Origin of the sequence: Acinetobacter sp. ANC 7912, from assembly GCF_039862785.1 — a bacterium.
In the GTDB taxonomy this organism is placed as follows: Bacteria; Pseudomonadota; Gammaproteobacteria; order Pseudomonadales; family Moraxellaceae; genus Acinetobacter; species Acinetobacter thermotolerans.
On sequence record NZ_CP156795.1, the window covers coordinates 359198 to 384839 of the forward strand.

The window sequence follows — 25642 nt, forward strand, 5'->3', positions numbered from 1 at the left end:
TATCTTCAAGGTGTGAAGAAAAGTTTTGCTCTGCCGTTAGAAATTCCTCGAAAGTAAATCGGACGCCATCGCAAGAAGGATTTAGATTGTTAAACAGCCCGCCAGGGCTTTGTGAAAGAAGGGTACGCTATGCACATGCCATCGCCTAATAATGTAGCTCCCGCTCAAGGTTTATACCAACCGGATGAGTTCAAAGATAACTGTGGTTTCGGTTTGATTGCCCACATGCAGGGTGATGCAAGCCATGATCTCGTCAAGACCGCAATTCATAGTTTAAGTTGTATGACCCACCGTGGTGGTATTGCTGCAGACGGTAAGACCGGTGATGGTTGTGGTCTGCTTTTGGCGATGCCAAAAGAATTCTTCCGTGAAGAAGCAAAACGTTTAAGTGACATTACCTTAAGCGAAATTTTTGCTGTTGGTACAGTATTCCTGAACCTTGATCCAGCGCTTGCTGCGCATGCGAAACAGATACTGACCAAGGAAATTGAAGAAGAAGGTTGTCGCGTAATTGCATGGCGTGTTGTCCCAACCAATAATGATGTGTTGGGTGAGATTGCAATGCAATCTCTGCCTGCTTTTGAACAGGTCATCGTGAACTGCCCAATCGGTGTGACTGAAGTTGAATTCAACCGTAAGTTATTCCTGGCACGTCGTCGTGCTGAGCAGCAACTAACGAATGACCCATACTTCTATGTGACTACCTTATGCTCAACTGTGATCAGCTATAAAGGTCTGATGATGCCAGCAGCGATTGCTGACTTCTATACTGACCTGGCTGATGAGCGTCTGGCATCACATATCGTGGTCTTCCACCAACGTTTCTCGACTAATACATTGCCACGCTGGCCATTGGCTCAGCCGTTCCGTTACCTGGCGCACAATGGTGAAATCAACACTATTACTGCAAACCGTAACTGGGCAATGGCACGTACGCCAAAATTTGAAAACCCATTACTGCCAGGTTTGACTGAGCTGAATCCAATCGTGAACCGTACCGGTTCGGATTCTTCTAGTCTGGATAATATGCTGGAAATCCTGGTGGGCGGTGGTATGGATCTGTTCCGTGCGCTGCGTATGCTGGTTCCACCTGCTTGGCAGAACGTTGAAACTTTAGATGCTGACTTACGTGCATTCTACGAGTTCAACTCTAAACACATGGAAGCATGGGATGGTCCTGCAGGCCTAGTCATCCAGGACGGCCGTCATGCGATCTGTATGCTTGACCGTAACGGTCTACGTCCAGCACGTTGGGTGATCACCAAAAATGGTTACATCACTCTGGCATCTGAAATCGGTGTATGGGGTTATGAACCTGAAGACGTGGTGTCTAAAGGTCGTGTAGGTCCAGGTCAGATTCTGGTTGTGGATACACAGACTGGTAAGGTGCTGGATACTCAGGATGTGAATAATCACCTGAAACGTATGCGTCCATACCGTGAATGGTTACGTGAAAATTCTGTACGCATTCAAGGTAGCCCTGAACTGGAAGAATACCTGTGCGAACAAGGCTTGAAAGGTGATAGCCTGAAAGCAGCACAGAAAATGTTCATGGTAACGTTCGAAGAGCGTGACCAGTTATTGCGTCCGATCGCAGAAAGCGGTCAGGAAGCTGTGGGCTCGATGGGTGATGATACGCCAATGGCGGTATTGTCTCGCCAGGTACGTCATGTATCGGATTACTTCCGTCAGCAGTTTGCTCAGGTCACTAACCCGCCAATCGATCCACTGCGTGAATCGATTGTGATGTCACTGGAAACTTGCCTGGGTCGTGAACAGAACGTGTTTGAGCAAAGCCCGGAACATGCGGACCGTCTGATCATTTCTAGTCCGGTATTGTCTAACTCGAAAATGCATCAGATCCGTACGATCGGTCGTAAAGGTTACGAAATTGCCGACATCGATCTGAACTACCCAGAAATAGAAGGTCTGGAAGCTGCGATCACCCGTATTTGTGAAGAAGCGGCTCAGGCAATCCGTGACGGTAAAACTTTACTGCTGTTATCTGACAAGAAAATCCGTGAAGGCTATTTGCCAGCCAATGCCTTGATGGTGACTGGTGCAGTGCATCACTACCTGATCAATACAGGCCTACGTTCTGATGCCAACCTGATTGTGGAAACTGGTATTGCCCGTGATCCACACCAATTTGCAGTTCTGTTAGGTTTTGGTGCGACCGCAATCTATCCATACTTGGCGTATGACGTGATCAATGACTTGGTGGCTAAAGGTGAATTGCTGGGTGACCCGGTCTATGCACAAAACAACTTCCGTAAAGGGATTGAAAAAGGCCTGCTGAAAGTCCTGTCTAAGATGGGTATTTCAACTGTTGCGTCTTACCGTGGCGGTCAGTTGTTCGAAGCTGTTGGTCTGTCTGATGAAGTCGTTGAGAAATGCTTCACTGGCGTACCAAGCCGTATTAAAGGTGCAACATTCCAAGACCTTGAAAATGATCTGAAAAAACTGGCAGACACCGCGTGGAAATCACGTAAGCCAATCGATCAGGGCGGTATGCTGAAATTCGTATTCGGCAAGGAATACCATGCCTTTAACCCGGACGTAATCAATGCACTGCACAAAGCAGTTCGTTCTGGTGACTATAAAGACTTTAAAGAATATGCTGAGCTGGTGAATAACCGTCCGATCGCTACGATCCGTGACTTATTCAAGCTGAAAACAGACAATTCGATTCCACTGGAACAAGTGGAATCTGTGGAAGAGATCCTGCCTCGCTTTGACTCTGCGGGTATGTCTTTGGGTGCATTGTCACCTGAAGCACACGAAGCAATTGCGATTGCCATGAATACCATCGGTGGTCGTTCAAACTCAGGTGAGGGTGGTGAAGATCCAGCGCGTTACGGCACCATCCGTAACTCGAAAATCAAACAAATTGCATCTGGCCGTTTTGGTGTAACTCCTGCGTACTTAACATCAGCAGAAGTACTGCAAATTAAAGTGGCTCAAGGTGCAAAACCAGGTGAAGGTGGTCAGTTGCCGGGTGGTAAAGTAAACGGACTGATTGCGCGTTTACGTTACTCTGTACCGGGCGTTACCCTCATTTCGCCACCGCCGCATCACGATATCTATTCAATCGAAGATTTATCACAGTTGATCTTCGACTTGAAACAAGTTAACCCACAGGCGATGGTGTCAGTTAAGCTTGTTTCTGAACCAGGTGTTGGTACGATTGCAGCAGGTGTTGCGAAAGCCTATGCCGATTTCATTACCATTTCTGGTTATGACGGCGGTACAGCGGCTTCTCCACTTTCCTCTATCCACCATGCGGGTTCTCCATGGGAGCTGGGCTTGTCAGAAGCGCATCAAGCACTTCGTGTGAATGACCTGCGTGGTAAAGTGCGCGTACAGACAGACGGTGGTTTGAAAACCGGTCTGGACGTGGTGAAAGCAGCGATTTTGGGTGCTGAAAGCTTCGGCTTCGGTTCGACTCCAATGATTGCTTTAGGTTGTAAATACCTGCGTATCTGTCACTTGAACAACTGTGCAACTGGTGTCGCTACTCAGCAGGATCACTTGCGTCAGGAACACTACATTGGTGAACCGCAAATGCTGATCAATTTCTTCACTTTCATTGCTGAAGAAACGCGTGAATGGTTGGCAGCGCTGGGTGTATCTAGCCTGAAAGATCTGATCGGTCGTACTGACCTGCTGGAAATCCTGCCAGGTGAAACTGACAAGCATGCGCACCTTGACCTGAGCAAACTGCTGGAATCGCATCCTGCTGCTGAAGGTAAAGCACAGTACTGTGAAGTTCAGGGCAATGCACCATTCGACAAAGGTATTCTGGCTGAGAAAATGGTGGCTGATATGCTGCCAGCGATTGAAGCGGGTACTAGCGGTGAATACAGCTATACCATTGGTAACTGTGACCGTTCGATCGGTGCGCGTATCTCAGGTGAGATTGCAAAACGCTATGGCAACTTGAGCATGGAATCACATCCTGTTAAGGTGAACTTGGTCGGTACTGCTGGTCAGTCACTGGGCGTATGGAATGCCGGTGGTCTGCATATCAGCCTTGAAGGTGATGCGAATGACTACGTGGGTAAAGGTATGGCGGGTGGCCGTATTTCGATCTTCCCACCAAAAGGTTCGCCATTCCAGACTCAAAATACTGCGATTATTGGTAACACCTGTCTGTATGGTGCAACTGGCGGTAAACTGTTTGCTGCAGGTACTGCAGGTGAACGTTTCGCGGTTCGTAACTCAGGTGCCTTCGCAGTCATTGAAGGTGCAGGTGACCACTGCTGTGAATATATGACTGGCGGTATCGTGACTGTATTAGGTAAAGTAGGTCACAACTTCGGTGCAGGTATGACTGGCGGTTTCGCTTATGTGCTTGATCTGGATAATGACTTCGTTGACCATTACAACCACGAGTTGATTGAGCTGAACCGTATTTCAACTGAATCGATGGAAGAGCATAAAGAGTTTCTGGGTCGCATCCTGGATGAACATATTAAAGAAACCGGTAGTGCTTGGGCGTACAAGATCCGCCATGAGTTTGACTACTACAGCCGTAAGTTCTGGTTGGTAAAACCAAAAGCTGCCAACCTGCAAACGCTGTTGAAGACTACTCAAGCTGATCCACAATAATTCCACTACCTGCAGATAGATAGGCAGATGCAAGGCAACTGTGAGCTCCTTGCATCTACCCACGGAGAGAGACATGGCAGAACGCCTAAGTAATGACTTTCAGTTCCTGGATGTACCACGCCAAGATCCAGAGAAAAAAGATATCGATGTCCGCAAAGCAGAATTTGTGGAAATCTATAAACCATTTACCGCAGAAGTTGCTGCGAACCAGACCCATCGTTGTCTGGGCTGTGGTAACCCATACTGTGAATGGAAATGTCCGGTACACAACTACATTCCAAACTGGTTAAAACTGGTTGCAGAAGGCCGTATTTTCCAGGCAGCAGAACTGTGTCACCAGACCAATACTTTGCCAGAAGTCTGTGGTCGTGTATGTCCGCAAGACCGTCTGTGTGAAGGTGCTTGTACCCTGAATGATGGTTTTGGTGCAGTCACCATTGGTAATGCTGAAAAATACATCAATGACACTGCTTTTGCTTTGGGCTGGCGTCCAGATATGTCCAGCGTGAAATGGACCGACAAGAAAGTGGCGATCATTGGTGCGGGTCCTGCAGGTCTAGGCTGTGCCGACATTCTGGTCCGTAATGGTGTAAAACCAGTGGTATTCGACAAGCGTCCAGAAATTGGTGGTCTGCTGACGTTTGGTATTCCAGAATTTAAGATGGAAAAAGACGTGATGAAACGCCGTCGTGAAATTTTCACCGGCATGGGCGTGGAATTCCGTCTGAATACTGAAATCGGTACAGATGTCACCATTGACCAGTTACTCGCTGATTACGATGCTGTCTTTATGGGTATGGGAACTTATACCTACATGAAAGGTGGCTTTGCAGGTGAAGATCTGGATGGTGTTTATGATGCGCTGGACTTCCTGATTGCCAACGTAAACCGTTGCCAAGGTTGGGAAAAAGATCCTGCTGAATACATCAGTGTTGAAGGCAAAAAAGTGATCGTTCTGGGCGGTGGTGATACCGCGATGGACTGTAACCGTACTTCAATCCGCCAAGGCGCTGAATCCGTGATTTGTGCTTACCGTCGTGACGAAGAAAACATGCCAGGTTCACGCCGTGAGGTGCGCAATGCACGTGAAGAAGGCGTTGAATTTAAGTTCAACCGTCAGCCAATCGAAATTGTTGGTGAAAATGGCAAAGTGACTGGCGTGAAGTTTGTAACCACCCAACTGGGTGAACCAGACAGTCGTGGTCGTCGTAGCCCAGAGCCAATTCCAAGTTCTGAAGAAATCATTCCGGCAGATGCAGTGTTGTTAGCATTCGGCTTCCGTACCAGCCCAGCAGACTGGTTTGCGAATGTGAATATCAATCTGGATGGTTCAGGCCGTGTGGTTGCACCAGAACAGCAGGAATACAAATTCCAGACTTCGAATCCGAAAATCTTCGCTGGTGGCGATATGGTTCGTGGTTCTGACCTGGTGGTGACTGCGATCTGGGAAGGTCGTCAGGCTGCTGAAGGTATCCTGGATTATCTGGATGTTTAATCTCGCCTAGATCAGTCTTTAAAAACCCGCTTAGTGCGGGTTTTTTATTTTCAGAATATCAAATAGGAAAAAATACGAAATTCATAGATTTATAAAAAATAACACAAGGCTTGAAAATTATGTTTAAAATCAAATTAATTAGATAAATACAATGAAAGATTTGAGGAACAATGATGAAGGCTTTAAAAAAATCACTCACTGTTTTGATGCTTACCGGGACCTTAACTTTATCCGGCTGTGGTTATAACACTTTGCAGGTCAAGGATGAGGCAGTGACTGCTGCGTGGTCTGAAGTGCAGAACCAGTACCAGCGCCGTGCCGATTTAGTACCAAATCTGGTTAATGTTGTAAAAGGTTATGCCGCACATGAAGAGCGGGTGCTGACTGAAGTCACTCAGGCTCGTGCCAATGTCGCTGGTTTAAAAGTTGATAAAGAAGTGTTGGAAAATCCTGAATTGTTCCGCCAGTATCAGGAAGCTCAGGCTCAGATGACTAGCGCCTTGTCACGCTTATTGGCAGTAACTGAAAACTACCCAGACTTAAAAGCCAATGAACAGTTCCGTGATTTACAGGTACAGCTGGAAGGCACTGAAAACCGCATTGCAGTAGCACGGAATCGTTATATCACTACGGTTCAGGATTTTAACGCTTATGCACGCCAGTTCCCGCAAGTGATGACCGCCAAAGTGATTGGCATGGATCCTAAACCGAACTTTAGTGCGGATCAAAATGCGCAGTCCGCACCTAAAGTTTCGTTTGACTAAAACTGCTGATTGACTGGTTTAGGTGAAGCCCATGATGTTCAAGATGCTATTGAAGTTCTTTCTCGCTATCCTGCTGATGTCAGGTATGGCGCAGACTTCAATAGTCTTGGCAGAAACAGCCACGGCAACGGATTCAGAAACTGAAGAAGTGATTGTCGCTCGTGAAATTTTACAAAGACAGAATCAGGCTAGCGAGACTCAAAAACAGTTTTCTCAGCCGGAATCAAATCAGGTAACCAAGCCACAAATTGCTAATGATATGGCTGAAGGGCAGTTCCAGCGCGATTTACCAAGTCTGAATGAACCTGTGATTGATCAGGCCAATCTGTTTAGCCCTACAGAAAAACAGCAGATCAGTCAGCGTATTCTGAAACTCTATGATGAAGGTAAAGGCCAGATTGGTGTGGTGATTGTACCTACCACCGGACAGGAAGGCATTTTCGATTATTCCATGCGGGTTGCAGAAGCCTGGCAACTCGGTTCGGCTAAACGGGATAATGGCTTGTTGATGACCATTGCGGTGAATGATCGCCGCATTCAGATCCTGACTGGTTATGGCTTAGAAGGCATACTGCCAGACATTGTAGTTGGTCGGATTATTAATGACCGAATTACACCATATTTTAAGCAAGGCCAATATGCTCAAGGCATTGATGCAGGTTTGGCAGAAATAGAACGAATACTAAATCTAGACCCGGAAATCGCTGCTCAGGCTGCCGATGAACTGAAAGAACGCCATGAACAGGCTTATAAAGCCCAGCAAGCTTCGCAAGCCACTTTTGGCGCTGTGATCTTTATCATTATTGCCGGTGTTGTCGGCTCCATGATTTTTGGTCGAAAGCTCAGTGCGGCAACTGCTGCTGTGGCTGGGATGGCTGCTGGACTGGTCAATGGTCTGGGATTGTTTGCCAGCCTATTGATTGGTGCAGGGGTATTTTTTGTTTTGATTACTTCACTGGCCCAATTGATTCTACATGCCTTTGCATCGGGCGCTGGTCGTGGCGGCGGCGGGCGCGGTGGATTTGGTGGTGGCTTCGGTGGAGGCGGCGGTGGTTTTGGTGGGGGAGGAGCATCAGGCTCATGGTAACAACAACTGATTCGACAGAAATTGTCACGCAACCAAAATTGCAGGAACTGGTGCAGCCAAGTTTGAAGCGTTGGCTCAAACATTTATTTTATTTACAGGCAACTAAACGTTTTATTACCAAGCAGGATGAATATGCGATCGCTCTAGCAGTGGAAGAAGCTGAGCATGGGCATGTCGGTGAAATCCAGGTGGTGATCGAAGCCTGTATTCCTGCAAAGCAGGCCTATTATCAGGATACCTGCGCCCGTGCACGACAGCTATTTGCTGAACTTGGGGTTTGGGATACTGAATATAATAGTGGTGTGCTACTTTATTTAAACTTATGTGAACATAAAGTTGAAATCGTGATTGATCGGGGAATTAAACAGGCAACGACTCAGGAAGTTTGGGATCAAATTTGCCAAAATATTATTCAGCAATTAAGACAACATAAATTTAGACAAGGAGTCATTGAGGGGGTAAAGCAAATAGGAGAAGTTTTGGATCAATATTATGATCGGAAGATAGTGGATTTAAAAAATGAATTAGGGAATAAACCGATTATATTGGGTTAATCTATGTCACCTAACTGACAATATTTGTCAATTACTTACACAAAAGAAAACATAAAAATCACAAATTGAAAAATATTTTCTCAAACTACTGTTTTTTATCTTGAAAATATTATAATAAGTATTGGCACACTTGATGCTATTTATAAATTAGCTTTTAAAGCTTAATAATTAAACAATACATTTGTGGAGAATGTTATGAAAACTACTCAAAAGGGTTTTACTCTTATTGAATTAATGATCGTTGTAGCGATCATCGGTATTTTGGCTGCGATTGCACTTCCGGCTTACCGTGACTATATGCAAAAGTCTGCAAATAGCGCATGTTTAGCTGAAGCCAAAGCTTATGTAGGAACTGCGGTTGCTGATGCTGCGAATGGTGATACACCTACAGCGTTTGCTGGTAAAGCTTGTGCTACGGGGCAATCTATTAGCATAACAGATTATACTGGCAATGCTGATAAAGAGTTTACACCAATTGAACGCGGCAATGCTTCATTGAAGAAAAAATCAATTTGTAAAGCTGGTACAGGTTCATGTGAATTAGAATCTTAATTCATTTTTGATGATTTTAAATTTAATTTAAAAGGAAAGTACTTTCGAGTGCTTTCCTTTTTTACATTATTAAATAAAAAATATGAGTTAGGATAAGTAAGGGTGAAGTTTAGAATCACTGTTTTAATAATAAGTTTTTTTGCAATACTATTATATTTACCGGGACTGAATGGTGATTTTATACTGGATGATAATCCATCTATATTGCAAAATAATATTTTATATTTAGATCAATTTAGTTTAGAACAATTAATTTATGCAAGTTTAAGCTTCCATCATGGTCATGGTGAACGGGCACTGCCTATGTTGACCTTTGCACTCGATTATTGGCGTGCAGGTGCTATGGATGCTTATACTTTTAAATCAACCAATCTATTTATTCATTTTATTAGTATTCTCGTATTGGTCGGGTTTCTGAAAAAGTTATTTATTTTACTTCAAATACAAGAAAAACAAGCAAGTTATTGGGCTTTGGTTCTTGCAACTATTTGGGCAATTCATCCAATACAAGTATCTTCCATTTTATATGTTGTACAGCGTATGCAGACCATGACTACTCTGTTTATTTTTGCAGGGTTATGGGCTTACCTAAGCATGCGACATAATCAAATACAAGGAAAAGGATACTATTTTTATGGTAGTACTGTCGTTGTTTTGTGGTTCTTTGCTTTAATGTGTAAGGAAGATGCAGTTTTATTTCCCTTATATCTTTTGGTTTTAGAACTCACAGTATTAAGATTTAATGCAGCTGAACTAAAAATTAGCAAGGGCTTGAAACAGTGTTATACACTGTTTGGTATTAGTGCAGTCCTATTATTTATCTTTTTTGTGATACCGAATCATTGGTATTGGGAAAGTTACCCTGGTCGTGATTTTTCAAGTTTAGAGCGATTGCTGACCCAGACTCGAGTGCTTGTTATGTATATTGGGCAAATGTTGTTACCTATACCAAGTGCGTTCCCTTTTATCTATGATACTTATCCAGTATCACGTGGACTTTTTTCACCTTGGACGACCATAATCTCATTGAGTTTTTTAGTCACGCTTTTTATATGGGCAATCAAGTGGCGTAATAAAAGACCATTATTTGCATTTGGCATATTATTGTTCTTTGCTGGTCATTTTTTAACAAGTAATATTGTCGGGTTAGAGCTTATCTTTGAACATCGTAATCACTTTCCATTAATTGGTATAATTTTGGCAGTTTTTGACTTATTGAGATTGATTGCTGAAAAATATGCTATGACACGTAAATTAAAAATAATAAGCTATATATTCGTTGTGGGATTTTGTTTGTCTAGTACAGCAACACTAGCTTATGTATGGGGAGATAGTGTGCTTTTAGGGAAAAAAATGACACAAGCGGAACCCACGTCTGTGCGTGCATGGAATCAATATGCTACGGTCTATTTTAGACGATATAATCAGACTAAAAAGAAAACTGAATTATACAATGCTATTGCCGTAACAGAGGAAGCAAAACAATATATACAGTCTGCTTCTTTAGATGGAAATATTATTATTTATAAAAGTTTGCTTGGAACTGATGATGGAAAGGATTGGGAAAATTATTATAAAAGTTTAAGGTCAACTCCAGAGGGATGGTCAAGAAAGCAGTCATTATATTTGTTGATGGATAATGTACGCAAAGGCTATACGATAGATATTCCTCAACTTAACAAAGCGATTAAGACTTATGCAGAATCATCAAATTTAGCGGAACAGGATTATTTACAACTTGCAATTTTCGTTTACCAATACGGTAAAAATTCTTCATTAGCGCTAGAGTTATTTAAGAAAGCGATACCACCCCATTTAGTACATGATCAAAATAACCAAGAAATTTTGAATGCTTTATTAGAGCAAAATAAAGCAAACAAGGATTATGTAGATTGGATTAAACTAATGCAAAGTAGAAATAGCTAATTTTGTTTTAAAATATTTATTTATGTGTGTTGTTTGAAATTTATATAGGGGCTCAAAATGAATTCTGAAATGTGGATATCCATTGTTATACCTGCAAAGAATGAAGAGGGAAGCATTGGGAAAACAATTTCAGGTATTCAGTTGTTAGGTCTAAATATTGAGATTGTCGTAGTCAATGACGGCTCTACAGATAATACGAAAGTAATAGCAGAAAATGCAGGAGCTAAAGTCGTTTCACATCCATATTCTAAAGGTAATGGTGCAGCCATAAAGACTGGCGCCCGCCATGCAACGGGAGATGTAATCGTTTTTATGGATGCAGATGGACAACATGATCCAAATGATATTCCTGGATTATTAAAAAAAATAGAAGAGGGATATGATCTAGTTGTAGGTGCAAGACAGAAAGGTTCTCAGGCAAGCTTAGGACGTGGGATTGCAAATAGTCTTTATAATAATTTAGCAACCTATATGACGGAACATAAGGTAGAAGACTTAACCTCGGGTTTTCGTGCAGTACGTGCAGAAAAATTTAGAGAGTTCCTATATTTGTTGCCAAACGGTTTTTCTTATCCAACGACCAGCACGATGGCTTTTTTTAGAGCGGGTTACTCGGTCACTTATGTACCTATTCATGCGGCTAAACGTATAGGTAAAAGTCATATCAGCCCGATGAAGGATGGGGTGAGATTCTTTTTAATTATCTTTAAAATTGCGACACTGTTTTCACCTTTAAAAATGTTTTTGCCGATTGCGATTGTTTTGTTCTTAATGGCAACAGGGTGGTATGGTTATACATTATGGGAAATGGGGCGGTTCACAAATATGAGTGCATTGCTTTATACAGGGAGTATTATGATTTTTTTGATGGGTTTAATATCAGAACAAATTACAGCTTTGATGTATAAAGAGAAATAAACCGTGTTAACGAGTTTTAAACAACTTTGGCAAATTTTGTCTCCTCTTGATAAGCATAAATTATTCTATGTTCTAATTTTAATTCTCATCATGGCATTGATAGAGTCGACTGGTGTGATTTCAGTGATGCCTTTCTTGGCTGTGTTATCAAATATTGAGGTGATAGAATCGAATTATTATCTAAATCATCTCTATAAAATTACAGGTACGTCTAATAAACAAAATTTCATACTGCTTTTAGGATTTATTTCCTTAACTATTGTTATATGCTCAACATTATTTAAAATTGTGACACAGTATGCTGTAAATCGTTTTGCAAGTTTACAGCGACATTATTTTGCGACACGTTTACTCCAAATTTACTTACAGCAAAACTACGAGTTTTTCATTCAACGCAATAGTTCTACATTAGTTAAAAATATTTTATCTGAGATTGATCAGCTCATTTTAAATATGATTTTGCCTGTATTAACTCTAATATCTTACGGCGTAGTATTGATTGCTATGATCAGCATATTGCTTTTATATGATCCACTTATGGCTATTATAACTGCATTAGTAATAGGATTATTTTATGTCAGTATATACACTTTAGTAAGAAAAAAATTAACTCGAATTGGGCAAGAATTCACTCAAGCAAATCAAGTACGTTACCAGGCTTGCCAAGAGGCATTAATAGGTATTAAAGATGTAATGATCAATAATGCCAAACAAGGTTATATTGATCAATTTGAACAATCATCAAGGGTATTTGCTAGACATATTGCGACACGTGATACTTTAGGACAAGTTCCCCTTAATATTATTGAAACAGTAGGCTATGGTTGCTTAATTGGCCTGGCGATGATTTTAGTAGTTTCTGGTAAAGAAGTCTCACATATTTTTCCTGTACTGGGTTTGTATGGTTTTTCTGCTTACCGCATGTTACCTGCAGCACAAAATATTTATCGCTCTATTTCACAAATAAAATTTTCTGGTCAGATATTTTCGGTTCTTCAAGCTGAGTTTTCTATAGAGAACAATAAATATCTTCAATGTGAACATAACCAGAATTTGACTTTAAATTTTGAACATTCTATCTGTATAGAAAATATTAGTTTTTCATATCCAAATCGTCTGGATCAGCCAGTATTGAAAAATATGAGTTTTAGTATTCCTAAGAATAGCTCTATCGGTATAGTAGGGAAGAGCGGGAGTGGTAAAAGTACATTGATGGATATTATGTTGGGTTTGCTCACTCCACAAGACGGTCAAATTTTGATTGATGGGGTTAAGTTGAATGATCAGAACATTGCAGCATGGAGAAACTTAGTTGGTTACGTGCCGCAAAATATTTATTTGGTAGATAAAACAATTGCAGAGAATATCGCTTTTGGTATACCTAAAGAGAATATTGATCTAGATCGTGTTGAATATGTGGCTAAATTGGCACAAATTGATGATTTTATTAAAAATCAATTAACTTTAGGTTATTTTAGCATTGTTGGTGAACGAGGGGTAATGCTGTCAGGCGGGCAAAAGCAACGAATTGGAATAGCTCGTGCATTATATAAAAAACCACAAGTAATTTTTATGGACGAGGCAACAAGTGCTTTGGATAAAGACACAGAAGAAGCAGTAAATGAAGCAATTCAGCGTTTAGCTGGGAAAGTAACCTTAGTGATCATTGCGCATCGAGAAAGTGCGGTAGCTGGGTGTGACTGGCTTTTGAAACTATAAATACTAATTTATCAGGGTTATAAAAAAAGGTTGATTAAAAATATCAGCGATAGCATGAGATGATGTAATCAAGTAGATCTATGGAACGTATATAATCATGAAAAAGGTATATGTATTACAATTTAGTCCTTGTAGCTCTGATAATTGTGGTATTGGTAAATACCAAGAAAATTTTATGAATATTTTTGCTAATTATGTAGAGATTGAAACAAAATTCTTTGATCCAGGACCTTATAAAACACGCTTAATGAAAAAAGATGAATTCAATGTCGTTAAGCATAAACTTGCTAAAGAGCTGGAATCGTTTGATATCCTTCATATACAACATGAGTTTGCTCTTTATTCTGGGAGTCAATTTGCTCAAATTATTAACATTGCAAAGTCTATGGACAAGAAAGTTGTAGTAACAATTCATACTTCTCCAAGCGTGATTCTAAAAAGTACACAATTAAGTAGTTTTATTATCAATTATTTACGTCAAAAATGGCGCCATTTTAGAATTAATAAAAACCATATTTACCCAATCAGAAAAGCAGATCTATTAATTACTCATAATAAAAATACTAGCAATGATCTAAATAGGTATGGGATTGAATTAAATAAAATATTACAAATCACAATTCCTGTACTTAAATTGAAGGATTTCAAACATGTAAGTACCGAAATTACAGAGAAGCTAAAGTGTTCGCCAGAAGATATCATATATGCAATGGTTGGTTTTATGAATGAGCATAAAAATATTACAGATGCAGTAAAGGCGCTGAAATATCTTCCTGAGCATTATAAGTTTGCGATTATTGGTGGGATGCACCCCCTTGATAAGGGAAATATATATAATGTCATTACAGATCTTATAGATAAGGAAGGGTTAAAACATCGAGTGTACATTACTGGTTTTGTGGAAAGTGATGATCAACTTAATGCATTGATTCGTGAAGTTGATATTTGTGTGTATCCCTATAGTAATAGATATTATGGACAAGCTTCGTCTGGTGCTCTTAACTTGGCTTTTGCAAATGAGTGTCCAGTTATTGCTTATCCTACTGATAGTTTTAAGGAGTTAAACGGTAAGCATCCGGCTAACACAGCCTTACCAAGCGATCCTATAAGCCTTAATTTAGTTCCCACCTAAAAACAAGTGGGGACTTAATCCATGAACATGGATATATATTCAGCAACACCTCCTGTTGCTAAAAAACGCAGAAAATACAGCAAAGAATTCAAACTCAGTATTGTCAATGCCTGTAAAAATCCTAATACCTCGATCGCTTCGGTCGCACTGCAACATAGTATTAATGCCAACCTTGTCAGTCGTTGGATCAGGATCTTCAGCCATCATGAGGGTGCCGTACAGGATCCTACTCATGTGAATCCAGCATTTATTGCTTTGCCTTACACTGCTGCAATCAGCCAACCTATTGATGAGAGGATCACGTTGTGTATCACCGTGCCTCATACGAATAATGATATTCGTAAGCATCCGGCTAACACAGCCTTACCAAGCGATCCTATAAGCCTTAATTTAGTTCCCACCTAAAAACAAGTGGGGACTTAATCCATGAACATGGATATATATTCAGCAACACCTCCTGTTGCTAAAAAACGCAGAAAATACAGCAAAGAATTCAAACTCAGTATTGTCAATGCCTGTAAAAATCCTAATACCTCGATCGCTTCGGTCGCACTGCAACATAGTATTAATGCCAACCTTGTCAGTCGTTGGATCAGGATCTTCAGCCATCATGAGGGTGCCGTACAGGATCCTACTCATGTGAATCCAGCATTTATTGCTTTGCCTTACACTGCTGCAATCAGCCAACCTATTGATGAGAGGATCACGTTGTGTATCACCGTGCCTCATACGAATAATGATATTCGTAAGCATCCGGCTAACACAGCCTTACCAAGCGATCCTATAAGCCTTAATTTAGTTCCCACCTAAAAACAAGTGGGGACTTAATCCATGAACATGGATATATATTCAGCAACACCTCCTGTTGCTAAAAAACGCAGAAAATAGTAAGCATCCGGCTAACACAGCCTTACCAAGCGATCCTATAAGCCTTAATTTAGTTCCCACCTAAAAACAAGTGGGGACTTAATCCATGAACATGGATATATATTCAGCAACACCTCCTGTTGCTAAAAAACGCAGAAAATACAGCAAAGAATTCAAACTCAGTATTGTCAATGCCTGTAAAAATCCTAATACCTCGATCGCTTCGGTCGCACTGCAACATAGTATTAATGCCAACCTTGTCAGTCGTTGGATCAGGATCTTCAGCCATCATGAGGGTGCCGTACAGGATCCTACTCATGTGAATCCAGCATTTATTGCTTTGCCTTACACTGCTGCAATCAGCCAACCTATTGATGAGAGGATCACGTTGTGTATCACCGTGCCTCATACGAATAATGATATTCAGCTAAAATGGCAGACATCAGAAATACCTGCCTTGGCAGAATTACTCAAGGCACTTGCAACATGATCCGCATTGATGAAATCTGGTTGTCTACTCAGCCCATGGACATGCGTGCAGGTATGGATACGACCATGGCTCAGGTGGTGAGAGCCTTTGGCTACATCAAACCGCATTGTGCTTACCTGTTCTGTAATAAACGTGGCCATCGCATGAAAGTACTGGTACATGATGGACTGGGCATCTGGCTGTGTGCCCGGCGGCTGGAACAGGGCAAATTTCACTGGGCTCAAGTTCACCAAGGTGAAACCGTGGCCCTCAGCCCGGAACAGTTACAGGCACTGATCCAAGGTTTGCCCTGGCAGCGCATTGGACGACAGCAGGTGGTGACGATGCTCTAAACTAGGTTGGTCCATTCTGCTATTCTCCAAACGTTCTATTTCATTCTTCTCATGACCTCAGGCATACTGCGGTCATGAATACACTGCCTGACTTAAGCCAACTGACCCATGAACAACTGCTGGAATTCACCCGGCAGTTGGCGCTGCAGCATCAGTCTCTGGCACAATCAAATCAAGAATTAGAAAAATCAAACCAGCAATTGGATGCCAAAGTTCAACATCTTTCTATTCTCACTCAAAAATACGAGCATGAACTGGCGCTGTTTAAACGGCATAAGTTCGCCCAGAAGAATGAACACTTAACGACCAAACAAATCCACCTGTGGGACGAAGCGGTTGAAGAAGATATTGCCGCGGTTGATCTAGAACTGGAACGGCTAAATGCAGACAAAACCGATGCAGCGACACAGAAAGCCAAAACCAATAAACCTAAACGTCGACCACTGCCAGATCATCTACACACCATCCGTATTGAGCATGAACCTGCATCAACCCAATGCGCTTGTGGCTGCCAACTCCGTCGTATCGGCGAAGATGTCAGTGAAAAACTGCATTTCAGACCGGCACAGTTCTATAAGGAACAGCATGTCCGTGGCAAATGGGTCTGTGATCAGTGTGACACCCTGACTCAGCAAGCGATGCCCGCCTATGTGATTGATAAAGGCATTGCTTCACCTGAACTGCTCAGCCATGTGTTGGTATCGAAATATGCCGATCATTTGCCGCTGTACCGTCAACGTCTGATCTATCAGCGGGCGGGAATCGAACTTTCTAGATCAACTTTATCTGACTGGATAGGTCGCTGCGGTGTAGAACTGGAACCTCTGGCCAATGCCTTAAAAGAGGTGGTACTACAACAGCAGGTGCTGCATGCAGATGAAACACCGGTCACCATCATGCGGATGGGTGAGAATGATAAAAAACCGAAGAAAGGTTATGTCTGGGCCTATGCCACTACACAGTACAATCCAGTTCAGGCGGTGATCTATGACTTTCAGGATAGTCGTTCAGGCCAGCATGCTGCAGAGTTCTTGAAAGGCTGGCAGGGTTATCTAGTCTGTGATGATTACAGTGGTTATAAAGCACGCTTTAAATCAGGCCAGGTCATTGAGGTGGGCTGCATGGCCCATGCACGTCGTAAATTCCATGAACTGCATGTAACTGGGAAAAGTCAGGTCGCTGAACAGGCATTAGTGCTGATTCAGAAACTGTATGCGATAGAAGCAGAGCTCAGGAAAAAGACCGATGGTACAGCGGAAGACCGCCGCGAATACCGACAACAGCATAGTCAACCAGTGATGCAACAACTATATGAATGGCTCAACCAACATCATCTGACGGTGCCATCGAGTTCTCCCACCGCCAAGGCGATCAATTACACTCTGAAGCGTTGGCCAGCCTTAAGCCGCTATCTGGATGATGGCAATCTACCTATTTGCAATAATTGGGTCGAGAATCAAATGCGACCTTGGGCCTTAGGGCGCAAGAACTGGCTGTTTGCAGGTTCGCTGCGCAGTGGTCAGCGAGCGGCAAACATCATGACGTTAATCCAGTCAGCAAAGCTGAATGGGCTGGATCCGTATGCCTATTTAAGTGATGTGCTGAAAAGGCTGCCGACACATAAAGTGACCCAGATTGAAGAGTTACTGCCACACTGCTGGAAACCTAAATCGAATTAAAAATTGGTATGGGATTCAGCGGACGCTTACTGATATTCAGCTAAAATGGCAGACATCAGAAATACCTGCCTTGGCAGAATTACTCAAGGCACTTGCAACATGATCCGCATTGATGAAATCTGGTTGTCTACTCAGCCCATGGACATGCGTGCAGGTATGGATACGACCATGGCTCAGGTGGTGAGAGCCTTTGGCTACATCAAACCGCATTGTGCTTACCTGTTCTGTAATAAACGTGGCCATCGTATGAAAGTGCTGGTACATGATGGACTGGGCATCTGGCTGTGTGCCCGGCGGCTGGAACAGGGAAAATTCCACTGGGCTCAAGTTCACCAAGGTGAAACCGTGGCCCTCAGCCCGGAACAGTTACAGGCACTGATCCAAGGTTTGCCCTGGCAGCGCATTGGACGACAGCAGGTGGTGACGATGCTCTAAACCAGGCTGTTCCACTCTGCTATTCTCCAAACGTTCTATTTCATTCTTCTCATGACCTCAGGCATACTGCGGTCATGAATACGCTGCCTGACTTAAGCCAACTGACCCATGAACAACTGCTGGAATTCACCAGGCAGTTGGCGCTGCAGCATCAGTCTCTGGCACAATCAAATCAAGAATTAGAAAAATCAAACCAGCAATTGGATGCCAAAGTTCAACATCTTTCTATTCTCACTCAAAAATACGAGCATGAACTGGCGCTGTTTAAACGGCATAAGTTCGCCCAGAAGAATGAACACTTAACGACCAAACAAATCCACCTGTGGGACGAAGCGGTTGAAGAAGATATTGCCGCGGTTGATCTAGAACTGGAACGGCTAAATGCAGACAAAACCGATGCAGCGACACAGAAAGCCAAAACCAATAAACCTAAACGTCGACCACTGCCAGATCATCTACACACCATCCGTATTGAGCATGAACCTGCATCAACCCAATGCGCTTGTGGCTGCCAACTCCGTCGTATCGGCGAAGATGTCAGTGAAAAACTGCATTTCAGACCGGCACAGTTCTATAAGGAACAGCATGTGCGTGGTAAATGGGTCTGTGATCAGTGTGACACCCTGACTCAGCAAGCGATGCCCGCCTATGTGATTGATAAAGGCATTGCTTCACCTGAACTGCTCAGCCATGTGCTGGTATCGAAATATGCCGATCATTTGCCGCTGTACCGTCAACGTCTGATCTATCAGCGGGCGGGAATCGAACTTTCTAGATCAACTTTATCTGACTGGATAGGTCGCTGCGGTGTAGAACTGGAACCTCTGGCCAATGCCTTAAAAGAGGTGGTACTACAACAGCAGGTGCTGCATGCAGATGAAACACCGGTCACCATCATGCGGATGGGTGAGAATGATAAAAAACCGAAGAAAGGTTATGTCTGGGCCTATGCCACTACACAGTACAATCCAGTTCAGGCAGTGATCTATGACTTTCAGGATAGTCGTTCAGGCCAGCATGCTGCAGAGTTCTTGAAAGGCTGGCAGGGCTATCTAGTCTGTGATGATTACAGTGGTTATAAAGCACGCTTTAAATCAGGCCAGGTCATAGAGGTGGGCTGCATGGCCCATGCACGTCGTAAATTCCATGAACTGCATGTGACCGGGAAAAGTCAGGTCGCTGAACAGGCATTGGTGCTGATTCAGAAACTGTATGCGATAGAAGCAGAACTCAGGAAAAAGACCGATGGTACAGCGGAAGACCGCCGCGAATACCGACAACAGCATAGTCAACCAGTGATGCAACAACTATATGAATGGCTCAACCAATATCATCTGACAGTGCCATCGAGTTCTCCCACCGCCAAGGCGATCAATTACACTCTGAAGCGTTGGCCAGCTTTAAGCCGCTATCTGGATGATGGCAATCTACCTATTTGCAATAATTGGGTCGAGAATCAGATGCGTCCCTGGGCGTTGGGGCGCAAGAACTGGCTGTTTGCAGGTTCGCTGCGCAGTGGTCAGCGAGCGGCAAACATCATGACGTTAATCCAGTCAGCAAAGCTAAATGGGCTGGATCCGTATGCCTATTTAAGTGATGTGCTGAAAAGGCTGCCGACGCATAAAGCGACCCAAATAGAAGAATTACTACCACATCGCTGGAAATCCAACTCAAATTAAAAAAATAGGCATGGGGTTCAGCGGACGCTTACGTTAAACGAAGAGTTTCATCCTATAAAAATCACAGATAAGCCAGCTTGTTATGAACTTGCTAGAGAAATTATGCTTATTGATAAAGATAGTCTTCTTAATGCTTCTGCTAAATTTTCTGAAAAATATAGTTATACAAACATTTCAAGATGTATCCTTAAAGCATATCAACAGCTTATTTAATATATTTATGTTTTTTGTTGATTTTTAAAAATATTGACTTAACTATTTATGATAGATTAGCCATTGTGGACGTAGTTAGAATTGTGTAATAAGTAAGGATAAAGTAATGATTGTACCTGTGATTTTAGCTGGGGGATCTGGAACACGACTATGGCCACTTTCAAGGCAATCCTATCCAAAGCAGTTTTTACACTTGGTAGATCCGAAATATACCATGTTGCAACTAACATTAAAGCGTTTAGATAATTTTCCGAAATCAGTTCTTCCTCCTATTATTGTTTGTAATGAAACTCATCGGTTTATAGTGGCAGAACAGTTAAGACAGATCGATATTGAAAATGCTTCGATTATACTTGAACCTTGTGCAAAAAATACTGCTCCAGCGATTACACTTGCTGCTTTGCAGGCACAAGAACTTCATCCTAATCAACAGATAAGTTTGCTGGTTCTATCTGCAGATCACTATATTGCGGATGTCTTTGCCTTTCAGAAGGCCATTTTACTTGCTGAACAACAAGCTATACGAGAAAAAATAGTTGTCTTTGGGATTGCACCAACGGAGCCACATACAGGTTATGGTTATATTCGACTTGATCAACCAGTTGAAGAAGAAAGTGTCTATCAACTAGATAAGTTTGTAGAGAAACCAGATTTATTAACAGCTCATCAATATGTATCTAGTAAAAACTATTTGTGGAATAGTGGAATGTTTATGTTTCGAACATCACTATTTTTACAGGAGCTACAACAGTTTCAAACAGATATTTATGAGAGTTGTTTGAAGGCTTGGAAGAATAAGACGGTAGATCTAGATTTTATTCGTGTGAGTTTGCAGGACTTTGAAAAATGTCCAGAAAACTCAATTGATTATGCAATTATGGAGAATACTGCTAAAGGCATGATTGTTTGTCTTGATGCTGGTTGGAATGATTTGGGGTCATGGTTATCATTGTGGCAATCTAATACAAAAGATCAAAATCAAAACGTAATATTTGGTGATGTCATTGCTGAACAAAGTCAAGGCAATTATATCCATTCATCTTCTCGTTTAGTAACTGTATTAGGTATAGAAAATTTGATCATTGTTGAAACAAAAGATGCGGTTTTAATTGCAAATAAAGAAAAATCACAAGAAATTAAAAAAATTGTTCAGCAACTGAAAAATGAGCAGAGGGTAGAATTCTCGCAACACAGAGAGATCATTCGTCCATGGGGAAAATATGATTGCATTGATATTGGTGAACGTTATCAAGTTAAACGAATTACAGTAAATGCAAAAGCTAAGTTATCTTTGCAATTACATCATCATAGAGCGGAACATTGGGTTGTAGTTAAAGGTACAGCAAAAGTAACTCATGGAGAAAAGCAATACTATGTTACTGAAAATGAATCCACATTTATTCCGGTAGGTGCTGTCCATAGTTTACAAAATCCTGGTTCTATTCCTTTGGAATTAATTGAAATTCAATCAGGTAGCTATTTAGGTGAAGATGATATTGTGCGTTTGAAAGATGACTATGGACGAATATAACAATACTTTTATATGTTTGTTTGAATTGATTTAAATTTTAGATTTTTTCAAGCGTGTATTCATTATACGTGAATTGGGGGAAACAAAAATGTGTATGACAATATTGTCAAATAGCTCTATTAGCAACTTGTTTTAGACTTATTGGATGTTTGATTAATTTAATGAAGGGGTTATTCCCTCGTAGTAGTAATGTTTAATAGAGACTGAATATGAAAACAGCAGTTATCACAGGAATTACGGGGCAAGATGGAGCATATTTAGCACAGTTGCTTTTGAACAAAGGATATAAAGTCTACGGTACTTATCGACGTACCAGTTCAGTCAATTTCTGGCGTATTGAAGAGCTTGGTATCGAAAGAAATAATAATTTAAATTTAATTGAATACGATTTAACGGATCTGTCTGCAAGTATTCGCTTGTTACAGACTACGGGAGCAACAGAAGTCTATAATCTCGCAGCACAAAGTTTTGTTGGGGTATCATTTGAGCAGCCTATTACAACTGCTGAAATTACAGGAATTGGAGTTTTAAACTTATTGGAAGCTATCCGAATAGTTAACCCTCAGATTCGATTCTATCAAGCGTCTACCTCAGAAATGTTTGGGAAAGTACAGGCGATTCCCCAAAAAGAAGACACACCATTTTATCCGCGTAGTCCATATGGTGTAGCAAAACTGTATGCGCATTGGATGACTATCAATTATCGTGAAACTCATGGAATTTTTGCATCAAGTGGTATCTTATTTAATCATGAGTCGCCATTACGGGGGCGTGAATTTGTTACTCGTAAGATTACCGATAGCGTTGCAAAAATTAAATTAGGCCAACTTGATATATTGGAATTGGGTAATCTTGATGCGAAACGTGACTGGGGATTTGCTAAAGAATATGTTGAAGGGATGTGGCGTATATTACAAGCAGATCAACCCGATACCTTTGTACTAGCAACTAATCGAACTGAAACAGTACGTGATTTTGTTACTATGGCATTTAAAGCTGCAGGAATCGCTGTCGAATATCAGAATATGGGTGTTAATGAAATTGCAATTGATATAGCTACAGGTAAAACTGTAATGAGAGTCAACCCAAAATTCTATCGACCAGCAGAAGTAGATTTGCTGATCGGTGACGCAACATATGCAAAAAATAAATTAGGTTGGATGCCAAAGACTAGTCTTGAAGAACTTTGCAAGATGATGGTTGAGGCAGATTTACGTCGTAATGCTCAAGGGTTTTCATTCTAGGCTAATTTTGGAGTTTATTTTGCCCACTGCACTTATTACAGGAATTAATGGGTTTACTGGTTATTACTTGGCAGAAGAGCTTCGCATGGCTGGTTATAGTATTATTGGCCTAAGTTCAACAAAGCCGGTACAAAGTAAGTCAAGTATAAACTATGAATGTAATGTGCTTGATCGTGAAAAGCTAGTAGATATTATCACTCAAGTAAAGCCAGATATAGTGGTGCATTTGGCTGCTATTGCTTTTGTTGCTCATAATGATGTGGATGCTATCTATCGTACGAATATTGTAGGGACTCGCAATTTATTAGAAGCAATACTTAAAAGTCATCATATTCCTCGTTCTATATTACTTGCAAGTAGTGCAAATATTTACGGTAATGCTTCGGTTGAACTTGTTGATGAAAATGTTTTGGCAGCACCAGCTAATGATTATGCTGTCAGTAAACTAGGTATGGAATATATGGCTCGGTTATGGGGGGATAAGTTGCCAATAACAGTAGTTCGCCCTTTTAATTATACAGGCGTAGGCCAATCAGTAAATTTTTTAATACCTAAAATTGTTGATCATTTCAAGCAGCGTGTTCCTCTATTAGAACTTGGTAATTTGAATATAGTGAGAGACTTTTCTGATGTACGTTCAGTTGTAAAGTGTTATCGGTTACTGCTTGAATCTAAAACTCAAGGAGAGGTATTTAATGTATGTTCTGGACAAGGTTACTCGCTGCTTGAAGTATTACAAATGATGAGAGAAATATCAGGTTATAGTCCAGAAATTAAAGTAAATCCTGCTTTTGTACGGGAGAATGAGGTTCATCGGTTGATCGGAACTAGTGCAAAACTAGATAGCGTGATTGGTAAAGTACCGGCTATTCCTCTAAAAAATACATTGCAATGGATGTTTAATTATAGCTTTTAGATCAGATGATTATATAGCTTTCATGTTTAAAAAATGGCTTCTTTGATATGCGGATAGTGATTGATTTACAAGGTGCTCAGAGTGCGAGTCGCTATCGCGGTATTGGTCGCTATTCAATAGAAATAGTGAAAGAAATGGTACGTCAACGAGGTGAGCACGAAATCTTAATCGTTTTAAATGGTTTATTTTCTGAAAGCATTATTCCAATTCAAGATACATTTAAAGATTTATTACCAATTGAAAATATTTTAATTTGGTATGCTCCTGGACCAGTATTTGGTTCAAAATCGAGCAATAGGAAACGTCGGTATAATGCAGAATTAATTCGAGAACAATTCTTGGTTAACTTGAAACCAGATATAGTGTATATCAGTAGCCTTATTGAAGGTTTTGTGGATAATGCTGTTCATAGTATTGGACTTTCTCCTAGTCGTTTATTAACAGCTGTGACTTCATATGACTTGATACCTTTAGTATATAAAAATATCTATCTTACACCAAATCCAGAATTTGAATTATTCTATCTAGAGAAGTTGGAGTACTTACGTCAGGCTGATCTTTTACTTACTATTTCTAGCTTCTCACGCTTTGAGGCCATTGAGTATTTAGGTGTAACCCTTGATAAGATTATTAATATTTCAGCAGCAGCAGATTCAAAATTTAAACAACTAAATATCGAACATGATATTAAAAAAAATATACTCCAGAAATTTGGTCTACAAAAGCCTTTTATCATGTATTCAGGCGCATCTGATCCACGTAAAAATCTTTTAGGTCTTATTAAAGCTTTTGCAAATTTACCAGCGGAGATAAAGAATAATACGCAACTTGCAATTATTGGAAAATTACCAAAAATAGATCGTCTAATCTTAGAAGTTTGTATTAAATCGTGTGATTTAGACCCTAGTCATGTGATCATAACAGGTAGTGTTTCCGATGAAGAGATGATTTTATTTTATAATTTATGTGAACTATTTGTGTTCCCGTCTTGGCATGAAGGGTTTGGGTTACCAGTATTGGAAGCAATGTCTTGTGGAGCTCCAGTGGTCTGTTCGAATACATCAAGTTTGCCAGAGGTCGTAGGCCGAGAAGATGCATTATTTGATCCATTTGATGAGCATGAGATTGCTTCAAAAATAGAAGAAGTATTGACTAATCCAAATTTTCGTGCAGAGCTTATAAGACATGGATTAGCCCGTTCTAAAAGTTTTTCATGGGAAAGATCAGCAAAAAAAGCTTTGATTGCTTTAGAAAATTGTGTTGCTCAGTATCAAGTATCTGAGCAAAAGGTGTTCGAGCCCGAAGAGTGGTGGAAAATTGCATATTATAATCAAAAAAAAATATTAAATAAATTAACTTTAAGACATATTAAGTTAAGGCTAATGGCAGGTTTGGGTATGGGGCGAGGGTTAAAATTGGTACTAAAGCTAAGGCTAATATTAATACTAATCTATGAAAGTGTAGTTAGGCGATATAGATCTTAATAGATAGTCATATA

21 protein-coding genes and 1 pseudogene are annotated in these 25642 nt (G+C 41.1%); all 22 read left to right on the forward strand.

What is annotated here, in order from left to right:
- Positions 1 to 135: 135 nt before the first annotated feature.
- Positions 136 to 4611 (forward strand): glutamate synthase large subunit, encoded by a 4476-nt coding sequence (gene gltB / locus ABEF84_RS01730; protein ID WP_347454498.1) that lies wholly within the window; start codon positions 136 to 138, stop codon positions 4609 to 4611.
- Positions 4612 to 4684: 73 nt separating this feature from the next.
- Positions 4685 to 6106, forward strand: coding sequence for an FAD-dependent oxidoreductase (locus tag ABEF84_RS01735; RefSeq protein WP_347473748.1), 1422 nt, complete (start codon positions 4685 to 4687; stop codon positions 6104 to 6106).
- A 173-nt stretch (positions 6107 to 6279) separates the two neighbouring features.
- Complete coding sequence (locus tag ABEF84_RS01740) at positions 6280 to 6870, forward strand: LemA family protein (RefSeq protein ID WP_347473875.1); 591 nt, start codon at positions 6280 to 6282, stop codon at positions 6868 to 6870.
- A gap of 34 nt (positions 6871 to 6904) precedes the next feature.
- Positions 6905 to 7957 (forward strand): TPM domain-containing protein, encoded by a 1053-nt coding sequence (locus ABEF84_RS01745; protein WP_347473876.1) that lies wholly within the window; start codon positions 6905 to 6907, stop codon positions 7955 to 7957.
- Positions 7951 to 8511: a TPM domain-containing protein gene (locus tag ABEF84_RS01750; protein WP_347473749.1), complete on the forward strand. Its 561-nt coding sequence runs from the start codon at positions 7951 to 7953 to the stop codon at positions 8509 to 8511. The genes ABEF84_RS01745 and ABEF84_RS01750 overlap by 7 nt, the downstream gene beginning before the upstream one ends.
- 195 nt (positions 8512 to 8706) lie before the next feature.
- The gene (locus tag ABEF84_RS01755; protein ID WP_347473750.1) at positions 8707 to 9063 is read left to right on the forward strand and encodes a prepilin-type N-terminal cleavage/methylation domain-containing protein; all 357 of its coding nucleotides are present in this window, start codon (positions 8707 to 8709) and stop codon (positions 9061 to 9063) included.
- Between the two features lie 102 nt (positions 9064 to 9165).
- Positions 9166 to 10989, forward strand: coding sequence for a hypothetical protein (locus ABEF84_RS01760; protein ID WP_347473751.1), 1824 nt, complete (start codon positions 9166 to 9168; stop codon positions 10987 to 10989).
- A gap of 69 nt (positions 10990 to 11058) precedes the next feature.
- Positions 11059 to 11907, forward strand: a complete 849-nt coding sequence (locus ABEF84_RS01765) for a glycosyltransferase family 2 protein (protein WP_404798973.1) — start codon at positions 11059 to 11061, stop codon at positions 11905 to 11907.
- A 3-nt stretch (positions 11908 to 11910) separates the two neighbouring features.
- On the forward strand, positions 11911 to 13626 hold the full coding sequence (locus tag ABEF84_RS01770; protein ID WP_347473753.1) for an ABC transporter ATP-binding protein: 1716 nt from the start codon (positions 11911 to 11913) through the stop codon (positions 13624 to 13626).
- A gap of 97 nt (positions 13627 to 13723) precedes the next feature.
- Positions 13724 to 14758 carry a glycosyltransferase gene (locus ABEF84_RS01775; RefSeq protein ID WP_347473754.1) on the forward strand — a complete coding sequence of 345 codons (1035 nt, stop codon included), beginning with the start codon at positions 13724 to 13726 and terminating at the stop codon, positions 14756 to 14758.
- Between the two features lie 21 nt (positions 14759 to 14779).
- Complete coding sequence (locus ABEF84_RS01780) at positions 14780 to 15163, forward strand: transposase (RefSeq protein WP_347473755.1); 384 nt, start codon at positions 14780 to 14782, stop codon at positions 15161 to 15163.
- Between the two features lie 21 nt (positions 15164 to 15184).
- Entirely contained in the window at positions 15185 to 15568 is a 384-nt protein-coding gene (locus ABEF84_RS01785) for a transposase (RefSeq protein WP_347473755.1), read from the forward strand.
- Between the two features lie 163 nt (positions 15569 to 15731).
- The gene (locus tag ABEF84_RS01790; protein ID WP_001055585.1) at positions 15732 to 16115 is read left to right on the forward strand and encodes a transposase; all 384 of its coding nucleotides are present in this window, start codon (positions 15732 to 15734) and stop codon (positions 16113 to 16115) included.
- On the forward strand, positions 16112 to 16447 hold the full coding sequence (gene tnpB, locus ABEF84_RS01795; protein ID WP_000618091.1) for an IS66 family insertion sequence element accessory protein TnpB: 336 nt from the start codon (positions 16112 to 16114) through the stop codon (positions 16445 to 16447). The genes ABEF84_RS01790 and tnpB (ABEF84_RS01795) overlap by 4 nt, the downstream gene beginning before the upstream one ends.
- A 74-nt stretch (positions 16448 to 16521) precedes the next feature.
- Positions 16522 to 18126 carry an IS66 family transposase gene (gene tnpC, locus ABEF84_RS01800; protein ID WP_347453595.1) on the forward strand — a complete coding sequence of 535 codons (1605 nt, stop codon included), beginning with the start codon at positions 16522 to 16524 and terminating at the stop codon, positions 18124 to 18126.
- Between the two features lie 22 nt (positions 18127 to 18148).
- A pseudogene (locus ABEF84_RS01805) lies at positions 18149 to 18229 on the forward strand (IS66 family insertion sequence element accessory protein TnpB); the annotation flags it as partial.
- The gene (tnpB, locus tag ABEF84_RS01810) at positions 18226 to 18561 is read left to right on the forward strand and encodes an IS66 family insertion sequence element accessory protein TnpB (protein ID WP_000618091.1); all 336 of its coding nucleotides are present in this window, start codon (positions 18226 to 18228) and stop codon (positions 18559 to 18561) included. The pseudogene ABEF84_RS01805 and the gene tnpB (ABEF84_RS01810), both read left to right, overlap by 4 nt.
- 74 nt (positions 18562 to 18635) lie before the next feature.
- Positions 18636 to 20240, forward strand: a complete 1605-nt coding sequence (gene tnpC, locus ABEF84_RS01815; protein ID WP_347473756.1) for an IS66 family transposase — start codon at positions 18636 to 18638, stop codon at positions 20238 to 20240.
- A gap of 319 nt (positions 20241 to 20559) precedes the next feature.
- Positions 20560 to 21984 carry a mannose-1-phosphate guanylyltransferase/mannose-6-phosphate isomerase gene (locus ABEF84_RS01820; RefSeq protein ID WP_347473757.1) on the forward strand — a complete coding sequence of 475 codons (1425 nt, stop codon included), beginning with the start codon at positions 20560 to 20562 and terminating at the stop codon, positions 21982 to 21984.
- A 209-nt stretch (positions 21985 to 22193) separates the two neighbouring features.
- Positions 22194 to 23228, forward strand: coding sequence for a GDP-mannose 4,6-dehydratase (gmd, locus tag ABEF84_RS01825; RefSeq protein ID WP_347473758.1), 1035 nt, complete (start codon positions 22194 to 22196; stop codon positions 23226 to 23228).
- A 19-nt stretch (positions 23229 to 23247) separates the two neighbouring features.
- Entirely contained in the window at positions 23248 to 24144 is an 897-nt protein-coding gene (locus ABEF84_RS01830) for a GDP-mannose 4,6-dehydratase (RefSeq protein WP_347473759.1), read from the forward strand.
- Positions 24145 to 24200: 56 nt separating this feature from the next.
- Positions 24201 to 25628, forward strand: a complete 1428-nt coding sequence (locus tag ABEF84_RS01835) for a glycosyltransferase family 1 protein (protein WP_347473760.1) — start codon at positions 24201 to 24203, stop codon at positions 25626 to 25628.
- The last annotated feature ends 14 nt before the right edge of the window (positions 25629 to 25642 follow it).